This is a genomic window from Accumulibacter sp. (genome assembly GCF_029255125.1).
Lineage (GTDB): Bacteria > Pseudomonadota > Gammaproteobacteria > Burkholderiales > Rhodocyclaceae > Accumulibacter.
The window spans coordinates 1-18,037 of record NZ_JAPUVR010000027.1 but is presented as its reverse complement, the minus strand read 5'-3'; the positions used below and the strand labels follow the sequence as shown (position 1 = coordinate 18,037).

Genomic DNA, 18,037 nt, shown 5'->3' with positions numbered 1-18,037 from the left:
GTGCAGCCATTTCATGCCGTGCTCGGCGAAGTTCACCTGGGCCCGCCCATCGCTGCCGGAACCTTCGAGGGCAACGACGACGCCGTTGCCGAAGCGTGCGTGGTGTACGCTGCGACCGATGCGCAGACCCCCGATCGTACGTGCCTGTGGCCAGGTCGCGCTGCCGCCGCGGACTGCCGACAGGCGGCCGTTGGCGGTGCTCGGCCGTTCGACGCGGCGCAGCAACGCGGCCGGCAGTTCGTCAAGAAACAGCGAAGGCAGACACTCGCGCCTCTGCCCGTGCAGCATGCGCTGCTGGGCGTAGGTCAGATAGAGCTGGCGCCGGGCACGGGTGACGGCGACGTACATCAGTCGGCGTTCTTCCTCGATCCCTTCGCCAGCGCGCGCCGCGTTTTCGTGCGGGAACAGACCCTGCTCCAGACCGGTGATGAAGACCACGTCGAACTCCAGACCCTTGGCCGCGTGTACGGTCATCAACTGGACCGCCGCCTGACCGTCGCCGGCCTGATGCTCGCCGGCTTCGAGCGACGCGTGCGCGAGGAAGGCGGTCAGCGGGTCGGCGCCGGCGACGGGCTGGTCGTCATCGCTTGCCTCGCCGTCGTCACCTTCGTCGGCGAGGAAAGCGGTCGCCGCATTGAGCAATTCGTCGAGGTTGACGAGCCGGTCGCGGCCTTCACGGTCGTTCAGGTAGTGCTGGCGCAGACCGCTTTGTTCGATCGCCAGCTCGACGACTTCGGCCAGCGGGCGGCCTTGCGCCTGCGCACGCAATTGCTCGAGCAGCGCGGTGAACTTCGCCGTCGAACTGCCGGCTTTGCCGGGCAGGCCGGCGGCCGCGCGAAAAAGGCTGGTGTTGGCCTGCCGTGCGGCCTCGGCCAGGACTTCGATACTGCGGCTGCCAATGCCGCGCGGCGGGAAGTTGACGACGCGCGCAAATGCGGTGTCGTCGTCGGGATTGGCGATCAAGCGCAGGTAGGCGAGGGCGTGTCTGATTTCCTGGCGATCGAAAAAGCGCAGGCCGCCGTGCACGCGGTAGGCTACGCCACGCGTATAGAGCTCGTGCTCGAGGACGCGCGACTGCGCATTCGAGCGATAGAGCAGGGCGATCTGGTCGCGCGCGATTCCGCTGCCGACGAGCGCTGCAATCTCGGCGACGATGAAGCGCGCTTCGTCGTCGTCCGACCAGCCGGTGAACACCCGGATCGCTTCGCCAGCGCCGGCTTCGGTCCACAGCTTCTTGCCCAGGCGGCTGCGGTTTTGCTGAATCAGCGCGTTGGCCGCGTCGAGAATGTTGCCGTGCGAACGGTAGTTCTGTTCGAGCCGGATGACCTCGGCCAGTTGGAACTCGCGCTGCAGGTCGCGCATGTTGCCGATCTCGGCGCCGCGAAAGGCGTAGATCGACTGGTCGTCATCGCCGACGGCAAAGAGACACGCGCCGGCGCCCTCGGGTGTGACGTTGCCGTGTCCGGCGAGGAGTTTCAGCCACTCGTACTGTAGGCGATTGGTGTCCTGGAATTCGTCGACCAGGATGTGGCGAAACCGCGCCTGGTAGTGGTGACAGAGGGGTTCGTTGCGGCGCAGCAACTCGTCGGCGCGCAGCAGCAGTTCAGCGAAGTCGACCACGCCTTCGCGCTGGCACTGCGCTTCGTACGCGGCGTAGAGCTCGACGCGCCGACTGGTATATTGATCGTAGGCTTCCGCCTGCGCTGCGCGTACGCCCTGTTCCTTGTGCGCGTTGATGAAATGCATCAGCTCGCGCGCCGGGTAGCGCTCCTCGTCCACGCCGAGGTTCTTGAGCAGGCGCTTGATCGCCGAGAGCTGATCGGCCGCATCGAGAATCTGAAACTGCGCCGGCAAGCCGGCTGCCTGGTGGTGGGCGCGCAGGAGACGGTTGCACAGGCCGTGGAAGGTTCCGATCCACATGCCGCGCGGGTTGATCGGCAGCATTGCGGCGAGACGCATCAGCATCTCCTTCGCCGCCTTGTTGGTGAAGGTGACCGCCAGGATGCCGTGCGGGCCGACTTGCCCGCTGGCTATCAGCCAGGCAATCCGTGTGGTGAGGACGCGCGTCTTGCCGCTGCCGGCGCCGGCCAGGATCAGCGCATGCTGCGCCGGCAGCGTGACCGCCGCGAGTTGCGGCGGATTGAGATGGGCGAGCAGGTCGGACATGGATCTCGATCAGGCATTCAGGCAAGCCACGATTATAGCCGCCGAGCACGCGCCCGCCCGGCGCAATGCGATAATGCCGGGCGGACTTGCGGTTGATCCACATCAATGCCGGCGTCAAGGCCGTGTCCTCTAATACTTTGTCTTGCGCCGCTGGTCTTGCTCATGTTTCGTCTTTCCCAGTACATGCACGAACTCGTCGCTCCGGTTGCCGTTGGCCCGAAGCGCAATCCGCCGGCGCCGGTGGTGATCTGGAATCTGATCCGGCGCTGCAACCTGACCTGTCGGCACTGCTACTCGATTTCTGCCGACAAGGATTTCCCGGGCGAACTGACGACGGACGAGGTGTGCTCGGTGATGGACGACCTGCGGCGTTTTCGCGTCCCGGTACTGATTCTCTCCGGTGGCGAGCCCCTGCTGCGCACGGATCTCTTCGCCATCGCCCGGCAGGCGAAGAGCATGGGTTTCTACCTTGCCCTGTCTTCGAACGGCACGCTGATCGACGCCGCGAACATCGCCCAGATCGCCGATTGCGACTTCGATTACGTGGGCGTTTCGCTGGACGGCATCGGCCCGACGCACGATCGCTTCCGGCGTCTGCCCGGCGCCTTCGACGCCGCGCTGACGGGCATTCGCCTGTGCCGCGACCGCGGCCTGAAGATCGGCGTCCGCTTCACGCTGACCCAGGACAACGCGCACGATCTGCCACGCGTGCTCGATCTGGTCGACGACGAGGGCATCAACCGCTTCTACTTCTCGCACCTGAACTACGCTGGCCGCGGCAATACCAACCGGCGCGACGACGCGCAGCATCGCTTGACGCGCTGGGCGATGGATCTGCTCTTTGCGCGCTGCGCAGAACACGTCCAGCGCGGAATCGACAAGGAATTCACCACCGGCAACAACGATGCCGACGGCGTCTATTTTCTGCACTGGGTCGAGCGACACTTCCCCGCTCAGGCGGCGCACATGCGCGCCCGGCTCGTCCAGTGGGGTGGCAATGCTTCTGGCGTCAATGTGGCCAATATCGACAACCAGGGGCACGTGCATCCGGATACGATGTGGTGGCACCATGACCTCGGAAGCGTTCGTCAGCGACCCTTCTCGGCGATCTGGAGCGACCTCTCCGATCCGCTGATGGCGGGGCTGAAACGCGTTCCGCGCCGCGTGACAGGCCGTTGCGGCGAATGTCGCCACTTCGACATCTGCAACGGCAACACGCGCGTCCGTGCCTATCAGTTGACCGGCGACGCCTGGGCCGAAGACCCCGGTTGCTATCTTGACGACGACGAGATTGGCCTCGTCTCAGCTCCGGCAGCGGCGACCTCCCGGCGTCGCATCACCTTGCGGAGCCTGTGATGAAGCTTTTCCGATCCCTGGTCATCGTCTGCCTTGCCAGTCTGTTTGCCGGCGCGCTGCCAGCCGCCGCCGGCGACGCCGCCGCCCTCTATCAGGAGCATTGCGCCGCATGTCATGGCGAGCGGCGGCTGGGGGGTATCGGTCCAGCCCTGCTGCCCGAGAACCTCGAACGACTGCGCCAGCCGGAGGCACTGAGGGTCATCCGCGAAGGGCGGACGGCCACCCAGATGCCGGCCTTCGGCGACAAGCTGAGCAGCGCCGAAGCGCAGCAACTGGTCGAACTGATCTACGCGCCAGTCGTCCCCGCACCGTTCTGGGGAGAGCGCGAAATTCGCGCCTCGCATGTCGTCGATCGCCGGGCCGCCGCGTTGCCGGCGCGGCCGGCGGCTGCGTTGGACGGTGTCGACCCGCTCAATCTTTTCGTCGTCGTCGAAACGGGCGATCACCACGTTTCGCTGCTCGACGGCGACAAGCTGGAACGTCTGCACCGCTTTCCCAGCCGCTATGCGCTGCACGGCGGCCCGAAATTCTCGCCGGACGGACGCTTCGTCTATTTTGCTTCGCGCGACGGCTGGATCAGCAAGTTCGATCTCTATCACTTCGTCGTCGTCGCCGAAATCCGCGCCGGGCTCAATACGCGCAATGCCGCAGTTTCGGGCGACGGCAAGTGGGTGATGGTCGGCAACTATCTGCCGCACAGCCTGGTCGTGCTCGATGCCGCCGACCTTTCCCTGGTCAAGATCATTCCCACCGTCGATGCCTCGGGCAAGAAGACTTCGCGCGTTTCGGCGGTCTACGATGCGGCGCCGCGCAAGAGCTTCGTCGCGGCGCTGAAGGACGTTCCGGAAGCCTGGGAGATCAGCTACGATCCGCAAGCGCCGCCGATCGCTACCGGGCTGGTACACGATTTCCAATATATGGAAGGGGCTTTCACGCCGGCCATGTTCAACCCGCGCCGCATCCTGTTGCAGGACTATCTTGACGACTTCTTCTTCACGCGCAGCTACGACGAGATTCTCGGCTCGTCGCGTACAGCCAGCAAGGGACAGGTGATCCATCTCGACGTGCGGCGCAAGATTGCCGATCTCGATCTGCCCGGCATGCCGCATCTGGCGTCCGGGATTACCTGGAACTGGCGCGACGCCGAGGGTCGGCAGCGAACGGTGATGGCCTCGCCCAATCTGAACGAAGGCGTGGTCAGCGTGATCGACCTGGAGACCTACCAGACGGTGAAACAGATCAGAACCCTGGGACCGGGTTTCTTCATGCGCAGCCACGAGAACAGCCGCTACGCGTTTACCGACTCGATGATGAGCAAGGAACACCGGAACACGCTGCAGGCGATCGACAAGGAGACGCTGGAAGTCGTCGGGCAGATCCGGGCCGCTCCCGGGCAGACGCTGGCGCACGTCGAGTTTACCCGCGACGGTCGCTACGCGCTGGCCAGCCTGTGGGAAATGGACGGTGCGCTGGTCGTCATCGACAGCCGGACGCTGCGCGAGGTGAAGCGGATTCCGGCCCGGAAACCGGTCGGCAAGTACAACGTATGGAATAAAATATCGCGTTCTGAAGGAACCAGTCACTGATCGGGGTCGCGGCTCGCCCCGCACTGGAAAGGAAGGACGAGCGACCTGCCGATGAAACAGAAAACCACTCTTTGCCAGCGATGTTTGCTGCTCGTCAGCCTCTGCCTGTTCTGCGCCAGCGGTTGGGCGGTACCGAAAGCTGCCGAGACGGAAGACGATCAAGTTGGCTTCAGCGACGCCGTCGCGCCACCGCGTACAGCCGGCAAAACACGTGCCTTGCCACCACCGGTGGCTGCCGGCACCCGCGTCAAGTCGGCCGGAAAGCCAGCGCGGCAAGGCGGTAAGCGCGTTGCCGCAAGCAGCGGCAAGCCGCGTCAGGCGACGGTTCGCCCGGGTAGGCGCCTGGCTGCCGTCGGACAACCGAGCGCTGCCGCCGGCAAGCCGCTGCACGCGAGCGCGGGCAGGACGGCTCGCCCGCTGCCCGCGCCAGCGGTTCGGCCGACCACGCGTGGCGCGCCGAACCGGGCCAGTTTGCGCAGGATGTAGTCGGAGATATCGTCGTCAACAGAGGATCGCCGTCGCCGCACCGACTCGCCTCGGGCCCGCGAACGGTCGCCGCCTTGCCTGCCGACACCCTTGAATTGACGCGGAGTTTGTCATGTACAGCTGGGTATTGCTTGCCGTCGGTCTGCTCGTGTCGCTGGCTCCGGCGAGCGCGGCCGATTTGCCGCGTATCGAGTTGACCGCCGGCTTCTACCGCATCGAAGCCGAAGTCGCGGCCGACGATCCGGCGCGCATGCAAGGCTTGATGCAGCGGCGCAGCCTGCCGCCCAATCAAGGCATGCTGTTCGTGTTTGCGCAGGCGGATCAGCATTGCATGTGGATGCGCAACACCTACCTACCGCTGTCGGTGGCTTTTCTCGACGAAGAGGGGCGGATTCTGAACATTGCCGACATGCAGCCGCAAACCGACGACAACCACTGCGCAGCAAAAGCGGCGCGCTACGCGCTGGAAATGAATCTGGGCTGGTTTTCCAGCAAGGGAATCAAATCCGGCAGCCGCATCCTGGGAGTGGAAAAATCTCCCCGGCCACGCTAAGCGAGGGCAACGTAGCCGTCTGTCCGCGATGACCAGGGTTCGCCAACCGGTCTGGCGCGGCAAGCTGCGGCGCACGAACGACAACTGGGCGCTGCGCAACTGGCTGGCTGACCGCGGATCGCTGACCGCGCGTATTCAGAAAAAGGGCCAGTTTGCCGTGCAGGTTCTGCGTCAGGGGCTCGGCCAGCCGACGCCCGACGAAGCTGCCGCGCTCGAGATCCAGCCTGGCCAGCGGGTCTGGGTGCGCGAAGTCGCCCTTTTCTGTGACCAGGTGGTCGTCGTCTTCGCGCACACCGTCCTTCCCCGGCGACCGCGTGGCCCGTTGAGCATTTGGTTGGCGCGTCTGGGCAACCGCTCGCTTGGCGCGCTGCTTTTCGCGCACGCCGGATTCGTGCGCGGTCCGATGCACTTCCGGCGGCTTGATCGACGCGACCTGCTCTTCGCCGCGGCGCTTCGCGCGCTGGAGGTCGGCGGAGAGAATCCGCAAGCGCTTTGGGCGCGTCGCTCGCACTTCTCCTTCGGCTGCCAGACGGTGCTGGTGACTGAGGTCTTTTCACCGCGCATCACGCAACTGTAGGCGCTGAGGCGGCGGCTTGCCAGGCGGCCGGCGCACGCAGTCAATGCATCTCTTGCCCGCGCCAGGCGGCTTCGTGCGCAAGGCTCACGGTTTAGGCTTGCCGGTGTCCGCCTCGCGCGCTGTCTGATAGCCGCTCAATTCCATGAATCCGACTCCGGTATGGGAGCCGCTCACCTTCACCGCGCCTTCCCAATAGACGTTCATCGTCGTCGTCAATGCGTTGAACTGGCTCCAGCGGATCACCGGGTCTACCTTCAAGTTCAGGCCCTTGGCCGGGATAGAAATCGTCCAGTCCATCGGATAGACGGTTGCCGTCGAAGGGCTCTTCCAGCTTCCGCGCGCGTTGGTGGCGAAATCGCTGCTCGCCAGACCTTCTGCCTTGCCCTCCTTGGCGTAGGTTCCCATGCGCAGCACCGGTCCACCCTGGCGGTCGAAGAGTTCGAAGATCATCAGGTCGGCGCCATCGGCCAGTTGCAGCGCAAACCAGTTCCAGCGTAGCTTCGCCGCCTCGAAGTCGCCCCACTGGTGGTCGAACCAGATCTCGCCGCGCACGGTCTTCGCCGTTCCGCCGATGCTCAGCGTCCCCTGTGCGCTCATTCGCGGCCGTGATGTGTAATAGCTCTTACCGGCCGCGCCGAAGTCGAGCAGCCCGGCGACCGGGGTTCCCGGGACCTGGTGGAGGACTGGCGGCTGGCTGTCGTTCATTTGCACGTCAAGCCGGAAGTCCTTGCCCGCCATCTTCGCCGCATGCTGCGCCCCGCTCCCGCGCAACTGCCACTCGCCATACGAGAAGGCGAAGCCGTCACGCTGTGTGTCCGCCGGCACGCCCGCGGTGCGTGCCTGTTCGGTATAAAGTTTTTCGCTTTGATGATCGAGCAGCGAGCCGTGGAAGACGGTGTGCGTCAGCCCTCCCCGGCGAACGAAAGCAGCCATGTGGAACGAGTAGCGCTCGCCCGACTCGGTCTGCAGGTGGCCGCTGTAGTACCACCACTCGGTGAGCTGTTCGTGCAGGGCGTCGTCGGCCGGCAGCTTCACCGGCTGCGGAGTGGCGCTCGCTGCCGCCGCTGGCGGCTCGCTGCCAAGGCTGATCGCGGGCAGGCCGTTCGATGGCTTGTCAACGCGAACGAAAAGAACCCAGAGAACGACGAGCAGCGCGACCATCCAGCCAGCGATCACCAGCCCGCGGTAACGCCGGAACCAGCGGGCCGACCCGGGCCGTGCTTTGCCGCGCGCACCGTGCCGTCTCCGATAGTTGTTGTTCTCCATAGCTTCTTTCCCTCTACCTGGCGAGCCGTGCGCTCAGCCGTTTCGCCGACAGCAAGGCGTGCCGGATTCACTCGACCTGGCGCGCGACCAAGGGTGAGCCCAGGAGTCGGCGCGCACTGCGCGGATAGACTTCAGTGTAGTCGGCCACGCCCGTCAGGTCCGTGAGATGGGTCACGTCCGGCTGTCGATCCGTTGCCGAGCGCGACAACTCGCCAGTAGACGCGACTGATGAGAGACTCCGGCGGCAGCGCGAGGTTCAGCCCGCGGGCACGCCGCCGAGCGATTCGTCAGCGCATGTATAATGGCCGCCAGGTACCCCCATGAATCGTCACCAAGAACCGAAGCCTCCGTTCCCGGTAGCCGAGGTGGCCGCCGTTCCAGTCTTTGAAGCCAAGATCGTTCCGCCCGAGCATCTCGCGCGGCGGGTGGCGGCGCTGCCGCGCCCGCTCGTGTTCACCAACGGCTGTTTCGACCTGGTCCACCGCGGGCACGTCACACTGCTCGCGCAGGCGCGCGCGCTGGGTGCGGCGCTCATCGTCGCGCTCAATTCCGACGCGTCGGTCAGGCGCCTGGGCAAGGGTGACGACCGGCCGGTGAACGCGTTGGCCGATCGGCTGGCCGTCATCGCTGCGCTCGAGTCGACCACGCTGCTCACCTGGTTCGACGAGGACACACCGCTGCAGCGCATCCTCGAATGTCGTCCGGACGTCCTCGTCAAGGGGGGCGACTGGCCGGTCGACACGATCGTCGGTAGCGCCGAGGTCAGGTCCTGGGGCGGCAGCGTGCGCTCGCTGCCTTTTCGGCACCAGGTGTCGACCACCGCGCTCCTGGCAAGAGTCCGCCAGCACTGACCGGTGCGGGCAAAGCACCCGACGCCGGTCGAAAACGAGCTTCAGGTTCCCAGCGCGCTCTTCAGCGAAGCGACGTCGTTCAGCGACTCGGAACGCAGCGCGCGCACGACGTCTGTCTCGAGCAGCTTGTCGATCGGTGTGCGGTGGTCTTCGGCGGGCGCGAACCGCGGGTCGCGCCAGCTCTGTTCGACGCCCGCCAGTCGGTTGGCGATGAAGAGGACATCGGCCAGCGAGTCGACTTTGCTGATCGAACGCTCACTTTCGTGTTCCTGAACGAGTATCAGCAGCTCGTCCGGCATGCCCATCGCGGCGAGCAGCGCGTGCCCGATTTCGGCGTGCCAGCGGACGAGCAACTCGTGCAGCATGGCCGGATCGGCGATCATCTCGGGAAAGCTGGCTGTCCGGTAGAGCAAATAGAAGACGCCAATGTCATGAACCAGCCCGGTGAACATCGCCTCGTCAGGGCTGGTCCGGGTGAGTCGGCGAGCGAGCACGCGGCACAGTGCGGCGACATGGATGGAGTGTTCCCACAAGCGGCGCGAAAGCGCTTCGAAAGGCGCCATCTTTTTCGAACCGAGGAGTTGTTCCATCGCTACGGCAAACGAGACACTGCGCACCGCTTCCATGCCGACGACCGAAATCGCATTGTTGACATCGACGATCTTGCGTCGCGAACGATTCAGCGCGGCCGAATTCGCCAGGCGAATGATCTTGGTGCTCATCAGCGGCTCGGCGCTGATCAGCGCGGCCAACTGCTCGATCGACAAATGCGGGCTCTTCAGCGCGGTGCGCACGCGAAAGGTGATGTCGAGAAAGGTTGGAAACGATATCGATTCGCCCGAGAGGTCGCGCGCGATGTCTTCGAGGATGCTAAAAGTCAACTGGTCGTTCATTCTGTTCTGCCTTCAGGTTCTCTGCCCAGGGCGCAGCGCTTACCGGCGGGCGGCGACATCCGGCGGGCACGTCGAAGGATGGAATTCTGCCTGAAACTGAGGCTCACGTTCCAGGCAGCGTTTCGGCGGGCAGTTGCAGGCGTTCAAGCAAGGCTTCGTGACTGATCCGCAAGAGCGCCTGAATGGCGGCGAAATCGTCCGGCAGGGCGGCGTCGGTCCAGCCGTTGAGCGAGTGCCGGGCAAGATTGACCGCCAGACGTACGTTCTGCACGCGCGGCAGGTGGGCGTTTGCGTCGTCGATCAGCGTCGTGAGTAGTTCGGGAAGGTGCCAGGCGTGGCAGAGCGCCAGTTGCAGCGCGCTGAGCGGAAACCCCAGCATTTCCTGCTGCACGACAGCGCTACGCAGAGTCTTGTCGGCGAGCAGGCGCGAACGGATGGCGATTGCCTGGGCCGGCGCGTAACACCAGAGAAGAATCTCGGCCAGGTCGTGCAGCAGAGCGGCGACAGCAACCTCCTCGATGTTCAGGTCGTGCCGCACGTAGGCCCAGTCGCGCGCGTAACGCGACGCGCGTTGGGTGCGCAGGATGACCTGCAGCACCCCGAGCAGGGCGATCGGATGTGTCTTCAGCGTAAGCTCGATGGTCGGCAGATTGTCGAACTCGCGAAAGAAGGGCTCGACGCCGAGCATCATGATGGCGCCGCCAATCGTCGTGATGTCGCGATGCAGGTGCCGGCCACCGAAGGACTGAATATAGGCGAGCACGCGCACCGCCAGCAGCGGATCCTGAAAAACGATGTCGCTGATTTGGCGGCTGCTGACGCGGTCGGCACAGCCGCGCGCCTCATCGAGTTGGCGAACCGTCTGGCGCAGCACCGGCAATTCGACGCTGCTGAAGAACTCCAGCCAGGCGGCAATACCAGCACTACCAGATGGCGGTGGGGGTGTAAGCATCGATGTCGTCTCGGGCGAGAAAGCGGTCGCGAGCCGGGCGGAACGACGTGCGTCGATCCGACCCGTGTGGTCAGAGCTCATCAACGACCCCCGACGCGGCCAATCTGCGCCTTTCCGCGCGCACGCCGCATATCCTGGCCCGTTCGTCGCAATTTCGTCGGCAGCTCTCAGGCTATGGTAGTCGCCGCCGGCCGCCCTCGCAAGTCGCTCGCCGGAACTCGGCTGCGCGGCGCGCTGGTCGGGTATCGCCCAAGGCAACTCAGAAGCGCTCGTCACGCCGCAAGTAACGCCACTTTCCCGGCGGCAGCTTGCCCAGCGGGACGCTACCGATGCGCACCCGTTTGATCTCGCAGAGCGGCAGCGCCAGTAGTTCGCACATCTGCTGTATCTGCCGCCGCCCATTGTCATGCACGACGAAGCGCAACTGCTGTTCGCTCAGCCGTGAAACCTGGACACGCGTCAGCCTGATACCATCGACAGTCAGTCCATGTTGCAACCGATCGAGACCCTGGTCATCCAGTTCGCCGACGAAGCGCACGTGGTATTCCTTTTCCCAACGCGAGGAACGGCCGACCAATTGGCGCGCGGTATTGCCGTCCTGGGTGAACACCAGCATTCCGCATTCGTCGGGCGCGAGTTTTCCGGCCAGTGCCAGGCCGCGCAGATGCGTCGGCGCAAAACGCCTGAGTGCGCGGTCCTCGCTCCAGTGGTTGTCCGCCCGAATGATCTCGCCCGGCAGCACGCGTTCGTCGAGTTCGTCGGCTGCTGGCGTCGGTTGCGCCTGGTTGAAAACGATGGTGATTGCTTCGCTGCGGTGTTGACTGGCCAGCGGATGGATTTCTATCCGGGCGTTCGGGTGTGCGCGCGCGCCGAGCCGCGCGACGACCTTTCCATCGACACTGACCCAACCGTTTTCGATCCACTCGTCGGCTTCACGACGCGAACAAAGCGCCAGACGGCAAACGAGTTTGGCCAGCCGTGGGGTTTCCCGGCCGGCGCTCACGGGCGCTTCAGCCGGCCGGCTCGGGCGAGTCGGCTGCTCGGCGGAAGGCGACAAGCCGGCGCTTGCTGGGCGCGCTGCGCTGGGCGTGGTCGGTGGCGCCGGCGATTCGGCGATGGCCGGTTGCTGTGGCCTAGCTTCTGCGCGTGGCCTGACGGGTGTGGGGGGCAAGGCACGCGCGCCCGTGCTGCGCGCGATACCGCGCGGCGGGTGCAAGGGCGCGGGCTTGGCTGGCGCCTCCTCGGGCACCGGCGGCAACGCAGTCGGCGGTCGCGGGCGTGCGTGCTTGCTGGTCGGTGAGCCGCCACGAATCGGTTTGCGCGGTGCCAGCGCGTTCGGCCCGCGGGCAGGTCCGGCAGGCGCCGGCCGGGGGAGTTTCAGCGTTGGGCGAGGCATGGCGCGACCTTTCCTGGATCAAGCCAGTAGTCTACGCCAGAAAGGAGCGTTTGCTCAACGCATGGGTGGTGGTGGCGGCGCGCCGCGCGGCGGCGGTGGGGGCTGCGGCAGCATGGGTCGGTCGATCCGCGAACCGACCGCACTGCCCGGCGAGCTTGCACCGACCAGCGGAACCTTGTGGCCGTGCGCGTACATGCACTGCAGGTAGTTCTGGTCATAGCGTTGCTGCAGTTCGTACGCCGACGCGCGACTTGTTGCTGCGCCGCTCGTGCTACCGGCGAGCAGGCCGAAGCCGGCGCCGACCGCCGCGCCGCGCGAGCCGCCGACCGCCGCTCCGACGGTTGCGCCGACCGCTGTGCCGACGGCGGCGCTGGCGATTCCCGATTCGACGCCAGCCGCGCTCGGGTTGCTCGGGCCAATCGCCTGCCGGGCATAGTGCCGGCAAGCGGCGTCATCGCCGCGAAAGTGCTCGAACGATTGCCCGCGTCCGGGCAGGCTCATGACGCTTGGTCCGTCCGGCGGCAGGATGACGCACGCGGCCAGGAAGGGAATGAGCAGGCAGGGGGTGTAACGGCTTGGTCGGTTCATGCTGGGCCTCTGGCGGCTATGTTGCGCATGCGCTGCAGGAAGGATAGGCGGGTGGCCGGCGGTCGCGGCGAGCGGTCAACCAGACAACGTTTGCCCGGCGGATCGGCTGACCCGGAAAACGGCTCAAGTTGTTTGCCCGTGATGCCGTTTCTGATCAATGTGTCACGTGGTGAGTTTGCCGGGGCACCGACCCTGCCTGGCATGGTCGGCCAACGGCATCCGTTGTTTGCGTCTTGATCGGGTATGCTTGTCTGGTGCGCAGGTGTTCGCGCAACCGCGATTGCCAATGATTTGGTTTAGACTGCTGCCATGCCGGAACATTCTGCCATTTCGGTCGCCAGCCTGGGCGACCTTGTCGAAGAGCAGGGCGCTTTGCCCGGCTTCGTCGTGCAGCGGGCGGACGGTCTGTATGTGCTGCGCTCTCGGCTCGATTCACCGGCCGCGTTCGTCCAGTTTGTCAACCGGGTAATTGACGCCGGCCTCTACTTTCACAACCTCGACTATGCACGCTTCGTCGAGCTGCTTTACGACGAAAACGCGCGCGAGCCGGCGGAAGTCTTCCTTGCTTCGGGCGTGCGGCCTTTTGACCCGGTTCGCCGCACGCTGTACCACTCGCTGCGTGCCGACAAGGACGAAGCAACGTTCCTTTTCGAGCCGATCCACGCACTCGACGATGAAGGCGCACACAAGAATCGGCCGAGTGGCGGACACCAGCACGACGGGGAACGCATTATCCTCGACATCGACGAGTTCATCGCCTACGCCTGGGCCGAGGGCGTGCGCTATGGCATCGACCTTGCGGCGGTGAACGAGGGCTTCGAACTTGGCAAGCCCGAGAAGCGCGTCGTCGCGCGCAGCTTGCCCGCGCAAGCCGGAAAGGATGCCGAAATCCGTGAGCTGGCGCCTGGACTGCACCGCAACAACGCTCCTCGGCGGATGGTCAGCGGCCGGGTCGACCTGCGCCAGTTCGAGACACGCTACCCGCAAGTTGCCGCCAGCCTTCGCCTGGTGCAGAAGGTTCCGCGCAAGCCCGGTATCGATGGCCGCCTGATTTCCGGTGAAGTCGTCCCCGCCAGTCCGGCCAAGGACTTTGAACTGGCAAGCCTGGCGGGTCCCGGTACGCAGGTCAAGCGCGAGAAGGACGTCGAGTTTCTGGTGTCATCGGTGTGCGGCTTCCTCAGCGTGGACACGCAAACCAATCAGTTCTCGGTCGGCGACAAGATCGTCAGTCATGAAGGCGTCAGCACGCGCACGACGGGCGACCTGTTGCTCACCGGCGAGGTCTACGAGCAGCACGGCGAAATCCAGGAGCAGCGCATCGTCCGTTGCCGGAGCATCACTGCGCATGCCGATGTCTTCGGTCATGTCCAGTCGATGGGTGGCATCGTGCATCTCAAGCACAACCTGGTCGGTGGCAGCGCGAGCAACGAGGTGGGGGACATCGTGGTCGATGGCGTGGCGTCCGGTGCGACACTTTCGGCCTTGAACGGCTGCATCACGCTGCGCCGGGCCGACAACTGCGTCATCCTGGCGCGCCGGGCGGTGATCGGCCAGGCGACTGCCTGTACGATCGTCGCCGACGAGCTGGACATCGACATCTCCGAAGCGTGCGCGGCCGCCAGCCGATGGCTGCACGTGCGCCTGAGCCGCTCGCGGCGCGAGATCGACAATGTCTTCCTGGTTCGCGTTCCTGATCTTTCGGCGCATTCGGCGCAGATCGCTACCATGCAGAAGCGGTTGGAGACTCTGCTGAAGATGATCGCTCAGCAGCGCGAAAAAATCACTGCCCTGCGCGAGGAAAAAGAGCTTGCCAACTACCTTCGCCTGGCCGACAAGCTGCGCCGCAAGGAACTGACGCTACGCCCGGAGCAGGAAGTGAGCTGGCGCCGTCTGTCGGGGCAGGTCGCCCCGGCCTTGAAAGCCCTGGCGCAACTGTCGCAGTCGGTCACCGAGATGGACGCCGAGCAGGGGCGCATCAGGGTGAACGTCGCCGAGTTGATCGCCGAGCGCGACGCGTTGTCGGCCGGGATCGCCTGCAGCGTCGAGCAGATGGTTGACGAGACGCGCATCAGCACCTTCCTTTACCGGCCCGCCGATCCGCCGCTCAGCAGCCTGTCGAGCAAGGAACTGAAAGCGCGCCTGCTGCGCACCGACGCGGCAACGCGACTGCTCTTCGCCGGCGCCAAGGGAAGTTTTGCCTGGAGCTATCAGGCGACGGCGAACTAGGCCGCATGCGTGCGGCTGAGCGGCGCCGCCCAGCCGCGCGGGCGAGCAACCCCAGCGCTCGCCACCGGATCAGACCTCGGCCAGGCGCCGCGCGATATGCTCGAGCGCTTCTTCGATCTGGTCGATCAGAATCAGACAGAGGTCGCCGGGCCGCAGGTCGGCGAGGGCAGTGTCGATGGCCAGGAATTCGCCGCGAATCTCCTGCACATCGGACGTCCGGCTCGCCTCGGCCAAGCCCTCGCGTAACAAGGCGAGCACTTCGCCGTCGGCACGGCCGCGCTGGCATTGGTCCTGGTAAAGAATCACCCGATCGAAAGCACCGCCGAGGATTTCAGTCTGCCGGCGGATGTCCTGGTCGCGCCGATCACCGGCGCCGCTGATCACGACTGAACGCCGCCCGCTTCGCCCGGCGGGCATGTTTTCGATCGCCTCGACCAGCGCCTGGATCGCATCCGGATTGTGCCCGTAGTCGGCGATCAGCGTGGCCCCACGGTACGCGAAGACGTTGAAGCGCCCGGGCGCGGTCTGCGCGTCGTTGACGAAGAGGCTGAGGCCAAGGCGTATCGTTCGCCAATTGACGCCAAGCGCCCAGGCCGCCGCCGTCGCCGCCATCGCGTTCTCGACCTGAAAGCCGATGGCGCCGTTCTGGGTGAGCGGGATCTCGCTCAGCGGAATCCGCTGCTCGATGCTCCCGGCCGAAGCGACGATCGCATCGCCATCGCGATAGACGACGCGCTTGCGCTGCGCGCGGTGCATCGCCATCACCGGGTGATGCCGGTCGGTCGCAAAGTAGATGACGCTGCCCGGGCACGAGTCGGCCATCCGCGCAACCATCGGGTCGGCGGCATTGAGGACGGCAACGCCGGTGGTCGGTTTGACGTTCTGCACGATGACGCGCTTGACCACCGACAAGTCCTCGACGGTGCTGATGTACGACAAGCCGAGGTGGTCGCCGAGGCCGATATTGGTCACCACCGCAACGTCGCAGCGATCGAAGCCCAGACCCTCGCGCAGCACGCCGCCGCGCGCCGTTTCGAGGACCGCCGCGTCGACCTCGGGATGGAGCAGCACATTGCGCGCGCTTTTCGGCCCGCTGCAGTCGCCGGTATCGATCCGCCGGTCGCCGACGTAGACGCCGTCGGTCGTCGTCATCCCGACGCGTAGCCGCTGTCGGCCGAGAATGCACGCGATCAGGCGCACCGTCGTGGTTTTTCCATTGGTTCCGGCGACTGCGACGAGCGGGATGCGTGCGTCATCGCCGGGGGCGAACATGCTGGCGATGATCGCTTCGCCGACCGGCCGCCCCTTGCCAAAGGACGGTTGCAGGTGCATGCGCAGGCCGGGTGCGGCATTGATTTCGACAATGCCGCCGCCCTGTTCCTCGAGCGGCCGCAGAACGCTGTCGCAGACCACGTCGACGCCGGCAATGTCGAGTCCGATCGTTTGCGCCGCAGCGACCGCGCGCGCGGCAAATTCGGGATGCACATCGTCGGTGACATCGGTCGCCGTTCCCCCGGTCGACAGGTTCGCGTTGTTGCGCAGGACGACACGCTGGCCGCGCGCCGGCACCGACTCGGGGGTCAGACCGGCAGCGCGCAGCAGCGCCAGGGCGACCTCGTCGAGGCGTATTCTGGTCAATGAAGTGGCGTGCCCTTCGCCGCGTCGCGGATCGCTGTTCACGCGGTCGACGAGTTGCCGGATGCTGTGCCGGCCGTCGCCAACGACGAGCGGCGGATCGCGCCGAGCGGCCGCCACGAGTTTGTCGCCGACGACGAGCAGGCGGTAGTCGTGGCCGGGCAGATAGCGCTCGACGAGCACTTCGTCGCTGACCTCGGCGGCGATCGCGTAAGCCGCTTCGACCTGCTCGCGCGTGCTCAGGTTGACCGCGACGCCACGGCCCTGATTGCCGTCCTGCGGTTTGACGACGACCGGCAAGCCGAACTCGCACGCGGCCGCCCACGCGTCTTCGGCGCTGAGCACCGGGCGGCCGACGGGAACCGGAACTCCGGCGGCGTGCAACAGGATCTTGCTCAGATCCTTGTCCTGCGCGATCGATTCGGCAACCGCACTCGTGCGGTCGGTTTCCGCCGCCTGGATTCGTCGCTGCCGGCTGCCCCAACCGAACTGTACCATGCTGCCTTCGGTCAGGCGGCGAAAGGGAATATTGCGCGCCGCCGCGGCGTAGACGATCGCGCCGGTACTCGGCCCCAGCCGTACGTCCTCGTCGAGCTCGCGCAAGCGCGCCAGCGCCTCGCCGAGGTCGAACGGCGTATCGTCGTAGGCCGCCCGGCACAAGGCCGCCGCGAGGTCGAAAGCAAGCCGGCCGACGGCTTCCTCGCTGTACTCGACGACGACCTGATAGGTGCCCGCGTCGATGGTGGGTGAGGTGCGGCTGAAGGTTACCGGGCAGCCAGCTTGCGCCTGCAGACCCAGAGCGGCAAACTCGAAAGCCTGCGCCATCGAAACGGCTTCATCGTGACCGGCCGGGCGCAACATGGCCAACTCGGGAAAGCGTTCGCGCAGTCGATTCTCGAAGCCGGGCAGATGGTCCAGGTTCCGCTCCTTGTCCGGGCAGACGACGATCGCCTCGACCGCCGGGTGCCGGCTCCAGAGGTTAGGGCCGCGCAAGGCGCGGATACGCGACACTTCCATGAATGGTCTTCCTTATCTTCTGAGTTGCACCGGGCTGTGCATGACTGACCGGGCGGGCGAGCCCGCTACCCTTGCTCAAGCGGCGGTGAACGTCTCCAGGCCGGTACGAATCACTTCCGGCGCCAGGCCGAGCGCCCAGGCCGTTCCGGTGGCGGCAAGCACGTTGTCGACCTGCCAGGCGATCTGCCCGCCTTGCGTCAGCAGCACATCGAGCAGCCCGACGATCGGCGTTTCCTCGTCACCGATGGCGACGATCACCTGGGCGTCGCGCACGAAGACGACCGTCTGGCCGCTTGCCCGATGCGCGGCGAGCACCGGCAGATCGGCGTCGGCGGCGAAGAAGACGACCTTGCCGTCGCACAGCCCGGCCATTTCGACGAGCATCGGAAAGCCCGCGTTGAGCACCGCGCTGCCCTTCGGCAGGACCAGATCGACCTGCGTGCGCAGGACGGTAAATACCTGTTCGGGCGTCTGAATGTCGTAAGGCCC

13 protein-coding genes and 1 pseudogene are annotated in these 18,037 nt (G+C 65.7%); 6 read left to right on the top strand and 8 right to left on the bottom strand.

Annotation, left to right across the window (positions count from 1 at the left end):
- Positions 1-2,166, bottom strand: a 2,166-nt coding sequence (locus Q1L59_RS01040) for a UvrD-helicase domain-containing protein (protein WP_300327438.1), incomplete at its 3' end; no start/stop codon positions are given.
- 162 nt (positions 2,167-2,328) lie between these two features.
- Here Q1L59_RS01040 and nirJ point away from each other — a divergent pair.
- The 4 genes from nirJ (at position 2,329) to Q1L59_RS01020 (ending at position 6,724) form a co-directional block, all read left to right on the top strand.
- Entirely contained in the window at positions 2,329-3,522 is a 1,194-nt protein-coding gene (nirJ, locus tag Q1L59_RS01035; protein ID WP_300327437.1) for a heme d1 biosynthesis radical SAM protein NirJ, read from the top strand.
- Positions 3,522-5,108, top strand: coding sequence for a nitrite reductase (locus Q1L59_RS01030; RefSeq protein ID WP_300327436.1), 1,587 nt, complete (start codon positions 3,522-3,524; stop codon positions 5,106-5,108). The genes nirJ and Q1L59_RS01030 overlap by 1 nt, the downstream gene beginning before the upstream one ends.
- Before the next feature lie 598 nt (positions 5,109-5,706).
- Entirely contained in the window at positions 5,707-6,147 is a 441-nt protein-coding gene (locus Q1L59_RS01025; protein ID WP_300327435.1) for a DUF192 domain-containing protein, read from the top strand.
- A 28-nt stretch (positions 6,148-6,175) separates the two neighbouring features.
- Positions 6,176-6,724: a chorismate lyase gene (locus tag Q1L59_RS01020; RefSeq protein WP_300327434.1), complete on the top strand. Its 549-nt coding sequence runs from the start codon at positions 6,176-6,178 to the stop codon at positions 6,722-6,724.
- An 84-nt stretch (positions 6,725-6,808) separates the two neighbouring features.
- Here the strand turns inward: Q1L59_RS01020 and Q1L59_RS01015 are convergent, their stop codons facing one another.
- On the bottom strand, positions 6,809-7,990 hold the full coding sequence (locus tag Q1L59_RS01015; RefSeq protein WP_300327433.1) for a lipocalin family protein: 1,182 nt from the start codon (positions 7,988-7,990) through the stop codon (positions 6,809-6,811).
- Between the two features lie 320 nt (positions 7,991-8,310).
- Here Q1L59_RS01015 and Q1L59_RS01010 point away from each other — a divergent pair, with 320 nt between their 5' ends.
- Positions 8,311-8,841: an adenylyltransferase/cytidyltransferase family protein gene (locus Q1L59_RS01010; RefSeq protein WP_300327432.1), complete on the top strand. Its 531-nt coding sequence runs from the start codon at positions 8,311-8,313 to the stop codon at positions 8,839-8,841.
- A 41-nt stretch (positions 8,842-8,882) separates the two neighbouring features.
- On the opposite strand, the gene Q1L59_RS01005 is transcribed toward Q1L59_RS01010, so the two are convergent.
- The 4 genes from Q1L59_RS01005 to Q1L59_RS00990 form a co-directional block, all read right to left on the bottom strand.
- On the bottom strand, positions 8,883-9,734 hold the full coding sequence (locus Q1L59_RS01005) for an HDOD domain-containing protein (protein WP_300327431.1): 852 nt from the start codon (positions 9,732-9,734) through the stop codon (positions 8,883-8,885).
- A gap of 103 nt (positions 9,735-9,837) precedes the next feature.
- The gene (locus Q1L59_RS01000) at positions 9,838-10,686 is read right to left on the bottom strand and encodes an HDOD domain-containing protein (RefSeq protein WP_300327430.1); all 849 of its coding nucleotides are present in this window, start codon (positions 10,684-10,686) and stop codon (positions 9,838-9,840) included.
- Positions 10,687-10,945: 259 nt separating this feature from the next.
- A complete protein-coding gene (locus Q1L59_RS00995) occupies positions 10,946-11,689 on the bottom strand; it encodes an RNA pseudouridine synthase (protein WP_300327429.1) in 744 nt (247 codons plus the stop codon).
- A gap of 447 nt (positions 11,690-12,136) precedes the next feature.
- The gene (locus Q1L59_RS00990; RefSeq protein WP_300327428.1) at positions 12,137-12,670 is read right to left on the bottom strand and encodes a hypothetical protein; all 534 of its coding nucleotides are present in this window, start codon (positions 12,668-12,670) and stop codon (positions 12,137-12,139) included.
- A gap of 309 nt (positions 12,671-12,979) precedes the next feature.
- Here Q1L59_RS00990 and Q1L59_RS00985 point away from each other — a divergent pair, with 309 nt between their 5' ends.
- A complete protein-coding gene (locus tag Q1L59_RS00985; RefSeq protein WP_300327427.1) occupies positions 12,980-14,896 on the top strand; it encodes a flagellar assembly protein A in 1,917 nt (638 codons plus the stop codon).
- Positions 14,897-14,965: 69 nt separating this feature from the next.
- Here the strand turns inward: Q1L59_RS00985 and cphA are convergent, their stop codons facing one another.
- Both cphA and Q1L59_RS00975 read right to left on the bottom strand, forming a co-directional pair.
- A complete protein-coding gene (gene cphA, locus Q1L59_RS00980; protein ID WP_300327426.1) occupies positions 14,966-17,548 on the bottom strand; it encodes a cyanophycin synthetase in 2,583 nt (860 codons plus the stop codon).
- Between the two features lie 75 nt (positions 17,549-17,623).
- Positions 17,624-18,037, bottom strand: a pseudogene (locus tag Q1L59_RS00975) (cyanophycin synthetase); the annotation flags it as partial.

Bases quoted from the DNA above. Each gene is read 5' to 3' on its own strand.
- Q1L59_RS01000 (WP_300327430.1), bottom strand. From the start codon at position 10,686: ATGCTTACACCCCCACCGCCATCTGGTAGTGCTGGTATTGCCGCCTGG.
- Q1L59_RS01030 (WP_300327436.1), top strand. From the start codon at position 3,522: ATGAAGCTTTTCCGATCCCTGGTCATCGTCTGCCTTGCCAGTCTGTTT.
- nirJ (WP_300327437.1), top strand. From the start codon at position 2,329: ATGTTTCGTCTTTCCCAGTACATGCACGAACTCGTCGCTCCGGTTGCC.
- Q1L59_RS01025 (WP_300327435.1), top strand. From the start codon at position 5,707: ATGTACAGCTGGGTATTGCTTGCCGTCGGTCTGCTCGTGTCGCTGGCT.
- cphA (WP_300327426.1), bottom strand. From the start codon at position 17,548: ATGGAAGTGTCGCGTATCCGCGCCTTGCGCGGCCCTAACCTCTGGAGC.
- Q1L59_RS00985 (WP_300327427.1), top strand. From the start codon at position 12,980: ATGCCGGAACATTCTGCCATTTCGGTCGCCAGCCTGGGCGACCTTGTC.
- Q1L59_RS01010 (WP_300327432.1), top strand. From the start codon at position 8,311: ATGAATCGTCACCAAGAACCGAAGCCTCCGTTCCCGGTAGCCGAGGTG.
- Q1L59_RS01015 (WP_300327433.1), bottom strand. From the start codon at position 7,990: ATGGAGAACAACAACTATCGGAGACGGCACGGTGCGCGCGGCAAAGCA.
- Q1L59_RS00990 (WP_300327428.1), bottom strand. From the start codon at position 12,670: ATGAACCGACCAAGCCGTTACACCCCCTGCCTGCTCATTCCCTTCCTG.
- Q1L59_RS01020 (WP_300327434.1), top strand. From the start codon at position 6,176: ATGACCAGGGTTCGCCAACCGGTCTGGCGCGGCAAGCTGCGGCGCACG.
- Q1L59_RS01005 (WP_300327431.1), bottom strand. From the start codon at position 9,734: ATGAACGACCAGTTGACTTTTAGCATCCTCGAAGACATCGCGCGCGAC.